Genomic DNA, 14,742 nt, shown 5'->3' with positions numbered 1-14,742 from the left:
TCGACCATCGCCTTCAGGCCGCCTGCCTTGAACACCTCGTTTATCGCCTGCATGTGGTTGCGGTGGCCCCTGACTGCCAGCGTGCCGTCCTTGACGTGCATCCCGAGCGAGGTGCCAAGCAGCGCGTTTTCGACGTCGTGGACAGCTATCGCGTTGCCCGCAAGCAGCCCGTCGATGTAGCCCATCCTTATCAGGCGGGCAAGCGCCTCCGACGCGCCCGAGTGCACCAGCACCGGCCCGGACACCACGATTATCTTGCCGCCCTCTTTTTTCGTGTTATAGATGTCGCTTGCCACCTTGCGGGCGATGTGCTGCGTTGGGCGCTCGCTTGAGGAGCTGCTGGACATGAACTGGAAAATATCGACGCCTTCGCGTGGGCGCTCCTGCGGCGTTATCTTGACTCCGCGCTCGCCGACGACTATCATGTCACCCTTTTTGACATCGCGGATCATCTTGCACTCTGCCGTCATTTTGCCGGTGTCGACGACGATGCACTTGTCCATCATCATGTTTTCGACTTCTATCCACTTGCCCCTGTAGAACACCTGCGTTGGGTTGTTGGTGGTGCTGTAAAAGTCGTCGGGCATGACGCAGTCTTTAGATGCCGGGACAAGCTGCGCCTCCTGCACGGAGACGGGCTGCGCGCCCTCCCTGTACACTGCTTCAAGCAGGGTCTCCAGGTGATTCTGGTCGCGGCCCCTTATCAGCAGGCGGGCGTGGCTTGGATCCTTTTTCCTCTTGCCGACTGAAAACTCCAGGACCTGGAAATCCCCTTTCAGGTCCATGACGTGGTCGAATATCCTTGTGAGTATCATCGAGTCGATGAGGTGCCCCTTGACCTCGATCTCTTGCTCAAACTTGCCCAAGACAGTGCGGTTTGGGTTTTTCAGCTAATAAAGTTATATCGGGAGCGACAGCTTGCCCGTGTATTCCTGCATTCTCTGCTCGGCCTTTATCCTGCCTACTATCTCGTTCTTTGCGTCTTCTGGGAACCACTGCGCAAGCGCCTTGGCGATGCCCTTGCTGTCGCACAGGGCTATCATGTAGCCGTTCTCCTCCTTCACGACGGCGTAGAGGTTCTCGTCGCCGACCGGCTCCCAGTTGTTGCTCTTGTTGTCCCGCAGGGCAAGCGCCGGCATGGCGTGGCCTGCGTATTTGGTCAAAAGCTCCTGCGCCGCCTTGACCCTCTTTTCTCCCATCTTGAGGGCCGTAAAATACTGCATATGTGCCTCTCCCTTACTTTTTCACTGGCCGAGCCCGATTTAAAGACTTTAGTATTTCTACAAGCAGCAGGTCGTCGCTTTCTTCTTTTTCTTCTCCTTTTTTCCTGCTGTTGTTGCCGTCACCTGTGACTACTATTGCCCTGGCTGCAGAGTCGAAAAACTGCTGGAGCAGTTTCTCGTCGTGGCCCTCTTTTGCGTACCTGGCGGCCTGGAGGGCCATCTCGAGCTTGTCGAGCCTGTGCACAAACCTTGCCGTCCTGGTCCTGCCTGCGAGAAACTCTTGCCATATCCCCCGGTATTCTGCCCGCACCTCTGCCGGGAGGCAGGTAAGTATTTTGCTCATTGCCGCGTCCTCTGCGTCGGCCTTTTCCTTCGCCGCCACCTGGCCGGGCATGTAATCGCCGACGACTGACTCGGCAAGGTCGTGGAGCACCACCATCTTTAGGACTTTTTCCGTGTCAAGCCCCATCATGTCTGCAAGTGCCATGCCGGCCGCGCACATGGAAAAGGTGTGGTCTGCGACTGACTCGGCGTCTGCGATGCCTGCCTTGGCGACCCATCCTGCCCTCTTGACCTTTTTCAGCGCAAGCGCCGCGTCAAGGTAGGGGACGAGATCCTTGGCGGCCTGCCGCTTCAGCTTGTTCTTTTTTCCTCTCACCATTTGGTTGTGTCGCCTTCAAGCAGCCCGGAACCAGAGTGGATCCTGTCTATGTGCTTTGACAGCTGTTCCTTGTCGTCAAAGGTGGAGCCGCAGTAAGGGCACGTGACTTTCATGCGCCGTACGGTTGCCATCACGGGCCTTTAAGCATAACCATAGCCGTCGTCGCCTGGTAGTGCTGGTAATAATAGTAGCCTGCAAGCCTGGCTGATGCCTGCTTTACTCCGGGTACAAGGTCAAAGACAAACGCAATTGCGACAGTCGCAAGGGCCATCGCTGCCGTGATGGCTATTATGAGCACGACGTTGCGGATCTGGCTCAACTGTGTTTCATGTCCCTCTCTCTGTCATGCACACGGAAAGGCTACAGCGAATAAAAGTCTACTGCTGCTGCCGCCTTTTTTTCCAGGCCACGTCCGGCACGCCCTGGCGCCTGTTTGCAAGCCGCGCCGCAACAAAGAGCAGGTCTGCAAGCCTGTTGAGGTAGACTATTACCGCGGGGTTTATCGCCTCTGCCTTTGACAGGGCGACTGCCTGCGTCTCGGCCCTGCGCCCTATGCTCCTGCACATGTGGAGCGCGCAAGCCTCGGCGCTCCCGCCGGGCAGTATGAAAAACGTTATCGGCTCAAGCTCTGCTTCAAACCTGTCTATGATGGGCTCAAGTGTAGACGCCATCTCTCTTGTGGTGCGTGGCGTGGAATACTTGCTGTCAGGATAGTCGGGGTCTGCAAGGTCGGAGCCTACAACAAAAAGGTCGCTCTGCACCCCTGTCAAAACGTCCTTCAGGTCAGAGAATTTTCCGTCGTCCAGCGCGCACACCGCCATGCCTATTGCAGAGTTCAGCTCGTCGACTGCGCCGTAGGCGGCTATCCTCGGGTCGGCCTTGCTGACGCGCCTGCCGCCTATGAGGCCGGTCTCGCCGCTGTCCCCCGTCCTTGTGTATATCTTCACGTCCTCAAAGCGAGGAGTCAGCAGGCGATTTATTAAGGCTAGCTACCGCTGCCGCCATACTCGCCCTTTCTATTCGACTGTTGCTCCCAGCGCGCCCTGAAGAACTTTACCAGCTCTATGGCGTCCATCTCCTTCAGGCTCTTTCTGTTTTTTGCGATATATGCCGAAAACGCCTGGAGGCCCTTTTCCAGCTCGGGATGCCTCCGGCGCGCCTGCTCGACGATGTCCGGATAGTTGCGGTGCGGGAAATAAGTTGACTTGGCGACCCTTGCAAGCGCCCTCTTTGTCGCATCGTCTATCGCGCCCTTTTTGCGCGCCAGGTAAAGGTTGTACCGGATGTCGACCATCGCCTCTGACTGGAGGCGGAAATCGCCATCGGCAAACGTGACTGCCACCTCGTCGTCTGCGTCCAGCCTGCCGCTCTTGTAGAGGTTAAAGACGCGGCCGATGCCCACCATGCCAAATTTTTCAAGCTCTACTGCGCGCAGCGCGCCAAGGCTTGCCGCGCCGGCAAGGAGCACGCCCTCTTTTTTTGCCAGCTGGTACACCTCTATCGGCGTGGGAGGGTAGTCCTGCAGGAACACGCCGTCCACAAGCCCGACCATCACCGTCTGCCCATTGACCGTCGTCAGCGTGGCTGCAAGCCTCAGCAGGTCGCCCTTTTTCGCAGGCGGCCTATAGTCTGCCTCGGGAAATATCGCCCGGGCCTTCTCGTGGCTCAGCGACGGGCCGAGGAATATTATCGGCTTTTTCTCCTTCTGTTGCTGCTGTCGCCGTTCTATCTCTGGTAATGCCATTGCCCAAAACACGCCCTCGCCCTTGTACCCATGACCGATTTCGTTATCTTGAAAGTTTCCAGGCCCGGCACTATGGCCCTCACCACCGGAACCTGCAGCTCCGGGTTTGTCAGGTTGACGATTATGGCCCTGTCAAGCCCTGCCGCCTTTAGCCTTGCCAGTATGAACTTGATGTCGTCAAGGATGTCCTCGTGGAAGTAGGTCTTGACTTCTGAGAACCTGATCTTTCTTGAAGAGGGCATGAACTGCCAAGCCCGCCTGTCGTCGGTGTTGTTCTCGCCGTAGCGTATCTTGCGCAGGTCGTCCCTTGCGCCCTGTATGTTTGCGGCCCTCGTCTGCGACACCTCTGTGATGGCGCGCAGGAGCGCAATCCTGGCATCGGGGTGCGTGCCGTGGCCCTCTGCAAGGTAGCCATAGTCGTGCGTCACCCACTCGATGCTGCTTGCGTTGAACGTGGGCACACCGATGTCAGACGTGATGTCCTTTATGATGAGCGGGATGCCTGCCTTCTCAAAGCGGGCCACCAGCCTGTCGACCGGCTCAAAGCCCGTGTCAGAGATGTCAACGTCCGGAAACACGCCGGGGTCGTCGACGAACCTGTCTGACTGGAGCGGCCGGACGGGTATGCCGGCGGAGCCGAGCGAGTGCGCCACCATGCGGAGCACGTGGAACGGTATCGCGCTTGCCCGAAGCTCGGCCATGCTCATCGCGTCGCGCTCTATCACCTCGCAGAGCGAGTGGCAGACTGCCTCCTCTATGACGTTGCCAGACGCAAGGCCGTTTGTGTGGAAAAAAGAGAACGGGTTCACCGCCGGCGCCGGCGGGTTGTAGCGGAATAGCGCGATTGACGCCGGCACCATGACCTCCCTGCCGCCGTTTGCAATGTCGTGGCCGGCGATAAAGTCCATCAGCATGTCGTTCCGGTACTCGAATCGCACCGGCTCTACTATCTCGTCAGGGTGCAACACCTGATGACCCTTTGACAGCTCTGAAAAACTGGCCCTGACCATGTCGCGCGGGCCACCGGACGGCAGCGACGAGTACCTCTCGATGCTCTCCATCAACGCGCTTGCCTTTGCGTGCTCCCGCGTGGGGCCCTTGCCGCTGTAGACCCAGATATAGTCCTCGGTGCCGGGCAGGACGGCAGAATAGTTTGGTATGCGCAGCGCATCCATGTCGGTTATGTCGGCAAGCCTGGTCACCCCTATCTTTTTTGCAAGCGGCACGACCTTTTCCAGCGTCTCGTGCGCCGGCCTTATCCTGGAGGTGCCGTTTACCGTCCACTTTTTCCTGCTCTCCAGCCTGATGGGTGATAGCTGCACGCCAAATACAAGCCTGCCTGAAGTTCATATCAAGCTTGCGCAGCGGCAACGCCTGGTACCGTTTATTTACCTGCGCCTTGAAATCGTACAAAGATGGACACGCCACGAGAGCTAGAATGGTACCTGCGTGACCACCTTTTCCGCCAGGCCGGCAAGGGCAGGACGCGGATCGCAAGGGCCGAGATTGCAGGCGAGATGATCAGCCTGTACCTGCGCTACCGCAACTACGACCCCGGCCAGCTGGCAGGGCTGATGACGCCTGTCATAGACGACCTTGTGTCGATGCGAGTGCTGTCCCAGCTTGAAGGCGGCCTGCTCGAAGCGGCACCTATGACACGCATGCAGTGCGCCAAGTGCTTTTACGTCAGCTACCTGGCAGAGGCCGAGCCCAGGGTATGCCAGCGCTGCTCCGGCACCGAGCTTGGCGAGTTCCCCAAGAGAAAGTGATGATGATGGTGACGACTGCGACGGCGGCGAGGAGAAAATAGTGGCAGTAGCAGTAGTAGATTTTATTAACCAATCTCTGTTACTCCGATCCTGCACCTATGGCGGCGGGGAAAAAGAAGCAGGATGGCAGCAGCAGGGCAGAGCTTTGCAGCAAGGTCTTTGCAATAGACCCTGCAGTGCGCTTTGCCGGCGTCATTGACAAGATGGGCAAGCTGGTTGCAGGCGGCATGAGGGAGGGGCTGCGCCCGCTAGAGTCGGTAAAGGACATGGACCGGCTGTACCTGGAATTTGCCCTGCGAAACGCCATGCGCCGTGAGTTTGACGCCGAGTTTGGCCCCACGATATACGCCATGTCGGAGCGGGAAAAGATCAAGATAGCCACGTTCCCGATGCCGGGCGAGGAGCTTTTGCTGATCTCCATAGACCGTTCGCATCCCCACGACAGGATAATAAGCAGGATACTTGAGCTATTGCGCTGATGCCAAAGAGGCGCAGCGGTGGCCGGAGAAAGGGAGGAGGGGGAGGGAAGGAGCAGGCAGACGAAGACCTGGGCCCGTCCCGCACTGTGACCGGAAAAGAGCTGTCCGAGCTTGAAGAGCTGAGCGCAAGGCTCACGGCGCTTGTCGAGATGCTTGACGAAAAGGGCGTCATAAGCGCCAGGGAATACGGGCGGGTCGTCACCATGAGGTTGCACGAGATCTCTAAAGCAACTGCGATAGGAGAGCTGGACGAGGAGCTGTAAAAGTGGCAGTCACCACGCAAAAAAAGCAGGCCGTCGCGCTGTCGGCGGGGGCCGGCCTTCTTGCCGGGGTCGTGCTTGCCGCCATGAACCTGTTCGTGGTCGGGCCGTACGTGGAGCAGATGGCAGACGTTTACTTTGACGTGCTGGCATCGGAGGGCGAGCTTGGCGACGAGGAGTTTGAGGCCGCGCTCAAGTCGCTCTACGCCTGGCAGATGGCGTTTCCGGTAGCGATGGGGCTGGCAGCGGGCGCGCTGGTCGGCGTCATATACCTGCGCATTGCATCTGCCGGCGACATCGGCAGAAGGAAAGGTGCGTTCAAAATAGCCCTTGCAGTCGCCGTCGCCGCGTGGGTTGCACTCTATGTGATGCCAGCGCTAAAGTACCCGTACCCGCCCGGCGTGCTCTTTGACCCTGAAGCGGCCGGCGCGTACATGGCACTCTTTTCGGGGTATGCCGCGCTATCAGGCGCCGCGGCCCTGGGCTCTGCCATTGCGTTTTCAAGGATGGGGAAAAGAAGCAACTGGTATTTCGGCGCGGCCGGCGCGTACCTGGCCGTCATGGCCGCCATGTTCTTTGCGTTTCCCGATTATCAACAACAACAGTCCGACATTATCCCTCTGCCCCTCCTCAACGCGTGGAGGTCTGCAAGCGCGGCCGTCATGACTGCGTTCTGGTTCACGCTCGGAATTGCCACCGGCGCCCTCCTGGAGTGGAGGGAAAAGAAGAACGTGTCCGGCTGAGAAGCTAATCCTAATTCTGTATTCCTGGCGGGGCCAATCATTATCGCCATCGCTTTTTTCCAATGCGGCAAGCGTAAAAGCCGAGCCCAAGAGGCGCGAAAAACCACCGATTAACGTTTATAAGTGCTATAGAAACGTTGCATCCTAATCGTACAAATGGTGAATAATGCTAGTTGACTTTTGTTCGTACGCTCAAAAGGATCAGGAGTGACAAGACCAATTATCGCAAGAGGGCCGCAGTCATAATCGGCAGGCACTCTTTTGTCACCGTCAAGGTCACCGACCAGAACGTGGCCGCCCAGATGTTAAAGCCGACGCCGACGGGCGACCTGGTAATCGCTTCGGCCCACAGCCGCGAGCTTGCCAAGCAGCACGGGTGGAAAGGCTCCACAAACAGCCTGCCTGCGTGCTACCTGACGGGCCTGCTTCTGGGCAAAAAGGCGCTTGAGAAGGGCACAAGCAAGGCAATCCTCTACATCGGCAAAGACCACTTTACCGCCCGGGTCGCAGCGTGCGTCAAGGGCGTCGCCGACTCTGGCGTCAACATACCGATGTCTGACGAGTCCTTCCCAGACTCGGACAGGATTTCCGGCCAGCACATCGCAGACTATGCCAGCACGCTCAAAACAGAAGACCAGGACGAGTACAGCTCTCGCTTTTCCGCGCTCTTGAAAAACGGCCTAAAGCCGGAAGACTATCCGGCGCACTTTGAAGAGGTGCGGTTCAAGATCTCGGGCAAGGCCGCGCCAGCGGCTATCGCTGCTGCTCCAAAGAAAAAGGAGGCGGCTGAGGGCGGTGGCGGCAAGCAGGCAAAAGAGGGAGCAGCACCAAAAGAAAAGAAAGAAAAGGCCGCTGCCAAGAAAGAGTCTGGCAGCAAAGAAGAAGGTAATAGCAGCAATAACCAGAAAGGAGTCAAGAACAAGAAATGAGTCGCTATTATGGGTCAAAGCAAGAACAGCAGGTAGAATGGAAGCCGCGCACCACGCTTGGACAGCAGGTGCTCGCAGGCAAGATAACGTCGATGGACCAGATATACGAGAACGGCCTGAGGATCCAGGAGTCTGAAATAGTAAAGCACCTCCTGCCGGACATCAAGAGTCAGGTGGTGCACGTCGGCATCGTCCAGAAACAGACGGACGCCGGCGAAATGACCCGGTTCAACGCCCTCGTGGCGGTGGGCAACGAGGCCGGCTGGTTCGGGATCGGCAAGGGCAAGGCCGCCCAGATGCGCTCTGCAATAGACAAGGCCACCAACGCAGCCTACCTCAATGTCATCCCTGTAAAACTTGGATGCGGCAGCTGGGAGTGCCGGTGCAGCCAGCTCCACTCTGTGCCGTTTAAGGTGAGCGGCAAGGGTGGGAGCGTCACGATAGAGATAATCCCGGGTCCTAGGGGCCTCGGCCTCGTGGCGGGCGAGAACATCCGCAACCTGCTGAAGCTGGCAGGGCTGAAGGACGCCTGGACAAAGACGTTTGGCTCGACCAGCACCATGTCGTCGACTACAAAGGCGATATTTGACGCGCTGAGAAGCACGTACAGCGTGGGTTGATGATAGAAAATGGCATACCTCGTTGTTAGAATCAAAGGGACCGTGAACATCCCGTCGTGGGCAAGGACTACGCTTGACAACCTGAACCTTGACAGGCGCTTCCGCGCCACGCTGGTGCCCGAGACTGCCGAATCGCTTGGCATGCTCAAGAAGGTAAAGGAGGTCGTGGCCTGGACAAAGGCCGACGCCGGCATAGTAAAGGAGCTCTTGGAAAAGAGGGGCCGCAAGGACGGCTACAAGCCGCTGACCAAGGCCGACCTGCCAAAGGAGTTCAAGAGCATCGACGACCTGGCCGCTGCAATAGCGGAGAACAAGGTGGCCATGTCCAAGATAGAGGGCATCAAGCCGTGGTTTGCGCTCTCGCCACCAAAGGGCGGATTCAAGAGAAAGACAAAGCAGCAGTACTCGCAGGCCGGGGTGCTTGGCGACGACAAGGAGCTCGTCGAGATCGTCAAGAGGATGATCTAGGTAAAGACTTAATTAAGGTGAATAGAGAACTTGAACCAATTCCAGTATAAAGGTGAAAAAATTAATGGCTACCAGATTTAGAAAGAGCAGGAGACAGAGAGGCAGCAGGTACTGCGGCTGGGGCCAGATCGGCCAGCACAGGCAGGCCGGCAGCAGGGGGGGCATCGGCGGCGCTGGCAAGCACAAGCACTTTTTCGTCAGGACGGTAATCGAAGAACCCGACCACTTTGGGCACGACGCGTTCAACTCGTTCAACCGCAACCTTGTGAACAGGTGGGTTAACGTGCGCGACCTGGACGCCGTATTTGCAAAGCACGGCAAGGCCGACGCGTCGTCTGGCAAGGTTGTCCTGGACCTGACCTCGCTCGGCTACGACAAGCTCTTGGGCGGCGGCAAGATCGGCGGCGCTTACACTATAAAGGTAGCCAAGGTCTCCGAGAAGGCCAAGGCAAAGATCGAGGCGGCAGGCGGCGAGGTTATTTCGGATGAGCACGACGCAGAATGAGAGCGGCCTCAGGCGCATCATAAGGTCCGCGTCTGCCTACGTCCCCCAGGTCCCAAAGCCAAAGAAAAAGATCTCGCTCACTGAAAAGTTTGTCTGGACCGGCATCGCGCTCCTGGCATACTTGGTGATGGGCCAGATCCCGCTCTACGGCGTGACTGAAGACCCCCGCTTTGACTTCCTTGCGTTTGCCCGCGTAATTTTTGCGGCGCAACAGGGAACGCTCATGGAGCTTGGCATCGGGCCCATAGTCACGGCAGGGTTGCTCATGCAGCTGCTCAAGGGCTCAGACCTGATACGCCTGGACTTCAAGAACCCTGACGACAGGTCGCTCTTTACGTCTGCAACCAAAATAGTCACAATCATAGTCATTGTCGCAGAAGGCGCTCTGTACGGCGTCGCAGTGTACGGCCCGCTGGTAGACGGCCCGCAGGTGATAGCAGCAGTCGTGATGCAGCTGATCTTTGCGTCGTTTCTGGTCATGCTCATGGACGAGCTGGTCCAGAAGGGGTGGGGCATTGGCTCCGGGCTGTCGCTGTTCATCATGGCCGGCATCGCCCAGACTATACTGTGGAGCGTGTTTTCACCGCTGCCGGCCGGCGACGGAGGCTCTGTCGGCATCGCCCTGTACTCTGTGCAGGTGGGGCTGGATGGCCACTTTGGCGACGCGTTCTTCCGCTCTGGCGGCCAGCTTCCTAGCATATTTGCGCTTTCGCTCACGATAGGAGTCATACTCGTGCTCGTGTATATCGAGGGGATACACGTCGACATTCCCATCGTGTCAACCAAGTACAGGGGCTTTACCGCCGTGTACCCCATCAAGCTGCTGTACACGTCAGTCATACCCGTGATCCTGGCGTCGGCGCTCATCGCAAACGCCGTGTTCATGGGCCAGATGATGTGGGCAAACTATAACCCTAACAACACAAACCCGTTCTTCAACTGGATAGCCCAGTTCGACCAGAAAAGCTCCCAGACGCCTACAGGTGGCATACTCTACTACATCACCTCTCCAAGAACCATCGACCACGTCGTCCAGGACCCCGCGAGGGCCGTCATCTATGTCATATTCTTTACTGCCATAGTCACGGTCTTTTCGAGGCTGTGGGTGGAGCTTGGCGGGCTCTCTGCCAAGACGGCGGCCCGGAACCTGCTCGACGCAGACGTCCAGGTGCCGGGTTTCAGGCGGTCGGAAGGCTCTGTGGAGGGGCTGCTGAACCGTTACATCCCTGCGCTCACCATAGTCAGCGGTGTGATAATCGGCCTTCTGGCGTCGCTGTCGGACCTGCTGGGCGTGTTTGGCTCGGGGACGGGCATATTGCTGATGGTCAATATCATGGTCAGCTACTACCAGACGCTTGTCAAAGAGCAGGTCGACACCTACATGCCCAAACTGGCGGCTCTCCTTGGCAGAAAATAACATCAAGCGCGCAATCATTGTCGGCATACCCGGCGTGGGTAAGACCACCGTGATCACCCGCGCGGCCGAGCTCCTGTCGACTGAAAGGCAGCTAAAGACTGCTATCGTAACCTACGGCACGCTCATGTTCGAGGAGGCCCAGCAAAAGCTGGGCGTGAAAAACCGGGACGAGATGCGCCGGCTGCCTGTCGACCAGCAGGGCGGGCTGCAAGAGATGGCCGCCAGGCGCATAGCAGAGATGCGCGACGGGATAGTGATAGTGGACACCCACCTCTTTATCAGCACCCGCGAGGGCTATTATCCCGGGCTCCCGATGAGGCTGGCAACGCTCATGAACCCGACCAACCTGATAATGGTCACGGCGAGGCCGGAGGAGATCGCTGAGCGCAGAAAGAACGATCCTTCGCGCCAGCGCGACGCGGCAGAACCTGAAGTTATAAAGGAGCAGCTAGAGATATCCAAGATGATGCTTGCATCCTGCTCTGTCATAACAGGCGCGCCCTTTGCCATAGTCCGAAACGATACGGGCAGCATGGACGACGCGGCCATGGGCATCGTCAGGATACTCGATACCACTACTACTGCCGCTGCCCATAATAATACGTCAGCAAAAACAGCAGCAACAGCAACAGCGGCAGCAGCAACAAAAACAGGCAATGGCGATGGCGGTGGTGGTTCCAAGTAACATGGCGATGATCGACTACGACTCGATAATATTGCAGTTCTTTAGCCCGCAGTATACGCGCCACCCTATATTCCCAGACATGCTCTCGGCCACCATAGTTGCGCTCCTGATCTCTGTGGGCATGAGCTTTGCGTTTGCGATGCTGCGCAAAAAGACCACGGACATTGACCGCACCAACAGGATAATGAAGGAGACGAACGAGTGGCGCAAGGCATACACCGACGCGGTGAAAAAGGGCGACAAGGAAAAAGTCGAGGAGCTAAAGAAAAAGCAGGCATACATCAACAAGATGGCGCTCGAAGTCCAGCAGCAGCAGATGCGCCCGATGTTCATCTACATGATACCCTCGTTCCTGATATGGATATTCGTCTTTCCGGCGATATTCGGACAGGTCGTCAACATATCGCCTATCTACCTGCCGTTCATCACGTGCAGCGACGACGACGTGGCCAAGCACAGCCAGATAGATGATCAGGGCAACCCCAAGGGGCCGTGCGTGGTTCCCGGCGAGGTATACCTGTGGGGCTGGTTCCTGCTCACCTCGTTTGCTTTCAGCGGAATTATTGCAAAGGTAACAAAAACCGGTATGGCTACGGGCATATGAGCAAAAAGAACAGCAACAGCAAAAGCAAAAACAATACCGGCAAAGGGCGCAGGTTCAGCGTCATCATCTCCGGCTGGCCGGCTGTGGGCAAGACCACAATAGCAAGCGAGCTTGCCAGAGAGTTCGGCCTGTCGCACTACAACGGGGGCGACATACTGAAGATGCTCGCCGCAGAGAGGGGATATTCCACCGACGCGTCCAAGAGCGACTGGTGGGACACGCCTGAAGCCAAAAAGTTCATGGAGGAGCGCAAGAAGGACCCGAGCTTTGACAAAAAGGTGGACGCCAAGCTTGCCGAGATCCTAAAGAGCGAGGGTGCAGTCATCACCAGCTATACGCTCCCGTGGCTCGTGGGCGGCGGCAATGACGGCGGCGATTATGATGGTGGCGATAGCGAGAAAATTATAAAATTCTGGCTCAAGGGCTCCCGGGCCAACAGGGCAAGGCGCATGGCAAACCGCGACGGGATAACCGTCGCAAAGGCCGAAGAGATAGTGCGCATGCGCGACGAGGAGAACACCAAGATCTACCGCAAGCTGTACAACTTTAACTTTGGCGAGGACCTGTCAGTGTTTGATTATGCCCTCAACACGGACAGGCTCGGGCTTGACGACCTGGTCGAAATATCCAAGCTCATCGTAAGGCGCCACGCCGCAGGGTGGTGATGGTTTCACAGTGCCATTTTCGCTACCGCAGCTAGAGAACCTCGTCAACGTAGACGACGACGTGACAGACGACAGGTACGGCCACTACCCTGACAGGAGGCCGGTGAAGGAGCTTTTGGATTACGGCCTCGTCCTTGTGGACAAGCCGGCGGGCCCTACAAGCCACGAGGTGGTGGCCTGGGTCAAGCGCATACTGGAGATAGAAAAGGCCGGCCACTCGGGCACCCTTGACCCGGGCGCCACCGGGCTTTTGCCGATAGGGCTTGGCGAAGGGACCAAGGCGCTTGGCGTCCTGCTGCTTGGGCCCAAAGAGTACTATGCCCTTGCGCGCCTGCACGCCCACGTGCCCGCCGAGAGGGTCAAAAAAGTGATGAGCGAGTTCACCGGCGAGATATACCAGCGGCCGCCGCAGCGCTCGTCGGTCAAGCGCGTCACCCGCGTCAGGACCGTCTACGAGTTCGACTACATAGAAGACTATGACCGGCTGGTGCTCATGCGCATCCTGTGCCAGGCAGGCACGTACATACGCAAGATAATCTACGACATCGGCGAGGTCCTGTCGCCGGGCGCAACCATGGTGGAGCTTCGCAGGACGCAGGTGAGCAACCTGCGCGAGGGGGACAAGGACGTCGGCGGCGGGCTGGTGCGCCTGCACGACCTGGCAGACGCCTACCAGCGTTTCAAGGAAACCGGCGACGAGGAAAAGCTGCGCCGGCTCGTGATCCCTATAGAGCGCTGCCTGGAGGGGATAAGGGGCATCACCGTGCGCGACACGGCAGTCGACGCGCTGTGCCACGGCGCGCCGCTTGCAGTCCCCGGCGTGATAGCCGTCCCGGCGGACCTGCGGGTGGGCGAGCTTGTCGGCGTTTATACGCTCAAAGGCGAGATAATCGGGCTTGCAGAGGCGGCCATGACTATGGAACAGATAAAAGAGAGCGCCAGGGGCGTGGCGTTTGTGATGAAGCGCCTCATAATGAAGCCCGAGACCTACCCGAAGGCGTGGAGATCAAAGGGGGAGCAGGCGACCGCGCCCGCTGCTGCTACTGCTACTGCTGCTACAACAAGCGAGATAGACCTGTCGAAACTGGAAAGCGACGACGATTTTTAGCTTAGTGGCCTGCCTATGGGTTGGCGAGCAGGCGCTTTCCATTGCGCAGGACCTCACTGCAAGAGTGACCCGGTTCTTATATACATGTGCTATCTCTCTTTTTTAGGATGCCTGCGCCCACACCTGCTTTTTGCAGGGAAATACTCTGCCTCGACGCAGGCATCAGGTTTGCAGGTGTCGCAGACAGGATTGGCCGGCTGGTTGCCGCAGAATACCGGCCGGACTTGAAGAAGAAGCCGCTGCTGACAAAGGAAGAGTCCGAGCTGTCGGCGATACAGTCCATACTGCGGATGGGCACGCGGGCCACTCTGGAAGGCAAGCTGGGCAGGGTGGTCTATGCCTTTACACAGTACGAGAAGGTCAAGCGCGCGACGATACCCCTGGCGGGCGGGAGCATACTGATGCTCTCGTTCGACATTCGGGCCGACCATGAACGCATAATTCTGGGCGAGATTCTGCCAAGGCTACGCGGCAGGGCTGCTGCTACTACTACTGCCGGTAGGGTCTAGATGGTCTCGCCGATGCCGGGGCGCTTGCGATCCAGCTTGGCAATATTGCGGGCAAGGTTCTCCATCGTGCCGGGCACGTGGCACCTGCACATGCAGTCGCTGCACTCGACATGGTTTCCGCCCTTGCAGTTGTCAGATATCTGCTGTTGTTGGTTGCTCAAAAACAGGGTGTAGAACGGCGAGCCTCAATTTTTATCTTTGCCACCGGCTTTTGATTGAAATATATAGTGACGAGCCGAATCGGTTAGCGGCTGCCGGGGTCGCCTAGCCCGGTAGGGCGCAAGCCTGGAAAAAATCCCAGCCAGCTTGTGACCCGTAAGGGTCCCGAGGGTTCAAATCCCTCTCCCGGCGCC

General features: G+C 58.0%; 23 protein-coding genes and 1 tRNA gene. 15 read left to right on the top strand and 9 right to left on the bottom strand.

From position 1 onward, the window contains the following. The 8 genes from WKI84_RS11625 to WKI84_RS11590 form a co-directional block, all read right to left on the bottom strand. Nucleotides 1-866: TIGR00300 family protein (locus tag WKI84_RS11625; RefSeq protein WP_337863724.1), on the bottom strand; the 866-nt coding region annotated here is incomplete at its 3' end. A 33-nt stretch (nt 867-899) separates the two neighbouring features. After that, nucleotides 900-1,223 (bottom strand): hypothetical protein, encoded by a 324-nt coding sequence (locus WKI84_RS11620; protein ID WP_337863723.1) that lies wholly within the window; start codon nt 1,221-1,223, stop codon nt 900-902. A 13-nt stretch (nt 1,224-1,236) separates the two neighbouring features. Then, nucleotides 1,237-1,884: an HD domain-containing protein gene (locus tag WKI84_RS11615; RefSeq protein WP_337863722.1), complete on the bottom strand. Its 648-nt coding sequence runs from the start codon at nt 1,882-1,884 to the stop codon at nt 1,237-1,239. Then, on the bottom strand, nt 1,878-1,997 hold the full coding sequence (locus tag WKI84_RS11610) for a C2H2-type zinc finger protein (protein WP_337863721.1): 120 nt from the start codon (nt 1,995-1,997) through the stop codon (nt 1,878-1,880). Before WKI84_RS11610 ends, WKI84_RS11615 begins: the two co-directional genes overlap by 7 nt. Nucleotides 1,998-2,014: 17 nt before the next feature. Beyond that, nucleotides 2,015-2,203, bottom strand: a complete 189-nt coding sequence (locus WKI84_RS11605; RefSeq protein ID WP_337863720.1) for a hypothetical protein — start codon at nt 2,201-2,203, stop codon at nt 2,015-2,017. Nucleotides 2,204-2,261: 58 nt separating this feature from the next. Continuing rightward, nucleotides 2,262-2,831, bottom strand: coding sequence for a cob(I)yrinic acid a,c-diamide adenosyltransferase (locus tag WKI84_RS11600; RefSeq protein WP_337863719.1), 570 nt, complete (start codon nt 2,829-2,831; stop codon nt 2,262-2,264). Nucleotides 2,832-2,869: 38 nt separating this feature from the next. Further along, complete coding sequence (locus tag WKI84_RS11595; RefSeq protein ID WP_337863718.1) at nt 2,870-3,628, bottom strand: TfuA-like protein; 759 nt, start codon at nt 3,626-3,628, stop codon at nt 2,870-2,872. Further along, nucleotides 3,610-4,950 (bottom strand): YcaO-like family protein, encoded by a 1,341-nt coding sequence (locus WKI84_RS11590; RefSeq protein WP_337863717.1) that lies wholly within the window; start codon nt 4,948-4,950, stop codon nt 3,610-3,612. The genes WKI84_RS11595 and WKI84_RS11590 overlap by 19 nt, the downstream gene beginning before the upstream one ends. Before the next feature lie 93 nt (nt 4,951-5,043). On the opposite strand from WKI84_RS11590, the gene WKI84_RS11585 reads away from it, so the two are divergent. The 14 genes from WKI84_RS11585 (at nt 5,044) to WKI84_RS11520 (ending at nt 14,389) form a co-directional block, all read left to right on the top strand. Further along, the gene (locus tag WKI84_RS11585) at nt 5,044-5,397 is read left to right on the top strand and encodes a hypothetical protein (protein ID WP_337863716.1); all 354 of its coding nucleotides are present in this window, start codon (nt 5,044-5,046) and stop codon (nt 5,395-5,397) included. Between the two features lie 98 nt (nt 5,398-5,495). Further along, a complete protein-coding gene (locus WKI84_RS11580) occupies nt 5,496-5,876 on the top strand; it encodes a DUF6659 family protein (RefSeq protein ID WP_337863715.1) in 381 nt (126 codons plus the stop codon). After that, nucleotides 5,876-6,139: a hypothetical protein gene (locus WKI84_RS11575; RefSeq protein WP_337863714.1), complete on the top strand. Its 264-nt coding sequence runs from the start codon at nt 5,876-5,878 to the stop codon at nt 6,137-6,139. The genes WKI84_RS11580 and WKI84_RS11575 overlap by 1 nt, the downstream gene beginning before the upstream one ends. Nucleotides 6,140-6,141: 2 nt before the next feature. After that, nucleotides 6,142-6,879 carry a CbtA family protein gene (locus WKI84_RS11570; RefSeq protein WP_337863713.1) on the top strand — a complete coding sequence of 246 codons (738 nt, stop codon included), beginning with the start codon at nt 6,142-6,144 and terminating at the stop codon, nt 6,877-6,879. Nucleotides 6,880-7,052: 173 nt separating this feature from the next. After that, complete coding sequence (locus tag WKI84_RS11565; protein ID WP_337863712.1) at nt 7,053-7,808, top strand: 50S ribosomal protein L18; 756 nt, start codon at nt 7,053-7,055, stop codon at nt 7,806-7,808. Beyond that, entirely contained in the window at nt 7,805-8,428 is a 624-nt protein-coding gene (locus WKI84_RS11560) for a 30S ribosomal protein S5 (RefSeq protein WP_337863711.1), read from the top strand. Before WKI84_RS11565 ends, WKI84_RS11560 begins: the two co-directional genes overlap by 4 nt. A gap of 9 nt (nt 8,429-8,437) precedes the next feature. Beyond that, nucleotides 8,438-8,896 carry a 50S ribosomal protein L30 gene (locus WKI84_RS11555; RefSeq protein ID WP_337863710.1) on the top strand — a complete coding sequence of 153 codons (459 nt, stop codon included), beginning with the start codon at nt 8,438-8,440 and terminating at the stop codon, nt 8,894-8,896. Nucleotides 8,897-8,960: 64 nt separating this feature from the next. Next, nucleotides 8,961-9,401: an uL15 family ribosomal protein gene (locus WKI84_RS11550; protein ID WP_337863709.1), complete on the top strand. Its 441-nt coding sequence runs from the start codon at nt 8,961-8,963 to the stop codon at nt 9,399-9,401. Next, nucleotides 9,382-10,818 (top strand): preprotein translocase subunit SecY, encoded by a 1,437-nt coding sequence (gene secY / locus WKI84_RS11545; RefSeq protein ID WP_337863708.1) that lies wholly within the window; start codon nt 9,382-9,384, stop codon nt 10,816-10,818. Before WKI84_RS11550 ends, secY begins: the two co-directional genes overlap by 20 nt. Continuing rightward, nucleotides 10,805-11,503 carry an adenylate kinase gene (locus WKI84_RS11540; protein WP_337863707.1) on the top strand — a complete coding sequence of 233 codons (699 nt, stop codon included), beginning with the start codon at nt 10,805-10,807 and terminating at the stop codon, nt 11,501-11,503. The genes secY and WKI84_RS11540 overlap by 14 nt, the downstream gene beginning before the upstream one ends. Further along, entirely contained in the window at nt 11,475-12,107 is a 633-nt protein-coding gene (locus WKI84_RS11535) for an EMC3/TMCO1 family protein (RefSeq protein ID WP_337863706.1), read from the top strand. The genes WKI84_RS11540 and WKI84_RS11535 overlap by 29 nt, the downstream gene beginning before the upstream one ends. After that, nucleotides 12,104-12,772 (top strand): cytidylate kinase family protein, encoded by a 669-nt coding sequence (locus WKI84_RS11530; protein ID WP_337863705.1) that lies wholly within the window; start codon nt 12,104-12,106, stop codon nt 12,770-12,772. Before WKI84_RS11535 ends, WKI84_RS11530 begins: the two co-directional genes overlap by 4 nt. A gap of 10 nt (nt 12,773-12,782) precedes the next feature. Next, entirely contained in the window at nt 12,783-13,880 is a 1,098-nt protein-coding gene (locus WKI84_RS11525; protein ID WP_337863704.1) for an RNA-guided pseudouridylation complex pseudouridine synthase subunit Cbf5, read from the top strand. A gap of 107 nt (nt 13,881-13,987) precedes the next feature. Beyond that, nucleotides 13,988-14,389 (top strand): hypothetical protein, encoded by a 402-nt coding sequence (locus WKI84_RS11520; protein ID WP_337863703.1) that lies wholly within the window; start codon nt 13,988-13,990, stop codon nt 14,387-14,389. Here WKI84_RS11520 and WKI84_RS11515 read toward each other — a convergent pair. After that, nucleotides 14,386-14,550 (bottom strand): hypothetical protein, encoded by a 165-nt coding sequence (locus WKI84_RS11515; RefSeq protein WP_337863702.1) that lies wholly within the window; start codon nt 14,548-14,550, stop codon nt 14,386-14,388. The two genes, WKI84_RS11520 and WKI84_RS11515, sit on opposite strands and share 4 nt — an antisense overlap. Nucleotides 14,551-14,642: 92 nt before the next feature. Here WKI84_RS11515 and WKI84_RS11510 point away from each other — a divergent pair. Beyond that, nucleotides 14,643-14,740 (top strand) — tRNA-Ser (locus WKI84_RS11510). The last annotated feature ends 2 nt before the right edge of the window (nt 14,741-14,742 follow it).

This window comes from Nitrososphaera sp., from assembly GCF_037447015.1.
Classification (GTDB): Archaea; Thermoproteota; Nitrososphaeria; order Nitrososphaerales; family Nitrososphaeraceae; genus Nitrososphaera.
This window is presented reverse-complemented; position numbering and strand designations above follow the sequence as displayed.

What these genes read in the sequence shown, in the direction of transcription:
- WKI84_RS11620 (WP_337863723.1), bottom strand. Translation starts at nt 1,223, where the DNA reads ATGCAGTATTTTACGGCCCTCAAGATGGGAGAAAAGAGGGTCAAGGCG.
- WKI84_RS11615 (WP_337863722.1), bottom strand. Translation starts at nt 1,884, where the DNA reads ATGGTGAGAGGAAAAAAGAACAAGCTGAAGCGGCAGGCCGCCAAGGAT.
- WKI84_RS11610 (WP_337863721.1), bottom strand. Translation starts at nt 1,997, where the DNA reads ATGAAAGTCACGTGCCCTTACTGCGGCTCCACCTTTGACGACAAGGAA.
- WKI84_RS11595 (WP_337863718.1), bottom strand. Translation starts at nt 3,628, where the DNA reads ATGGCATTACCAGAGATAGAACGGCGACAGCAGCAACAGAAGGAGAAA.
- WKI84_RS11585 (WP_337863716.1), top strand. Translation starts at nt 5,044, where the DNA reads ATGGACACGCCACGAGAGCTAGAATGGTACCTGCGTGACCACCTTTTC.
- WKI84_RS11580 (WP_337863715.1), top strand. Translation starts at nt 5,496, where the DNA reads ATGGCGGCGGGGAAAAAGAAGCAGGATGGCAGCAGCAGGGCAGAGCTT.
- WKI84_RS11575 (WP_337863714.1), top strand. Translation starts at nt 5,876, where the DNA reads ATGCCAAAGAGGCGCAGCGGTGGCCGGAGAAAGGGAGGAGGGGGAGGG.
- WKI84_RS11560 (WP_337863711.1), top strand. Translation starts at nt 7,805, where the DNA reads ATGAGTCGCTATTATGGGTCAAAGCAAGAACAGCAGGTAGAATGGAAG.
- WKI84_RS11555 (WP_337863710.1), top strand. Translation starts at nt 8,438, where the DNA reads ATGGCATACCTCGTTGTTAGAATCAAAGGGACCGTGAACATCCCGTCG.
- WKI84_RS11550 (WP_337863709.1), top strand. Translation starts at nt 8,961, where the DNA reads ATGGCTACCAGATTTAGAAAGAGCAGGAGACAGAGAGGCAGCAGGTAC.
- secY (WP_337863708.1), top strand. Translation starts at nt 9,382, where the DNA reads ATGAGCACGACGCAGAATGAGAGCGGCCTCAGGCGCATCATAAGGTCC.
- WKI84_RS11535 (WP_337863706.1), top strand. Translation starts at nt 11,475, where the DNA reads ATGGCGATGGCGGTGGTGGTTCCAAGTAACATGGCGATGATCGACTAC.
- WKI84_RS11530 (WP_337863705.1), top strand. Translation starts at nt 12,104, where the DNA reads ATGAGCAAAAAGAACAGCAACAGCAAAAGCAAAAACAATACCGGCAAA.
- WKI84_RS11520 (WP_337863703.1), top strand. Translation starts at nt 13,988, where the DNA reads ATGCCTGCGCCCACACCTGCTTTTTGCAGGGAAATACTCTGCCTCGAC.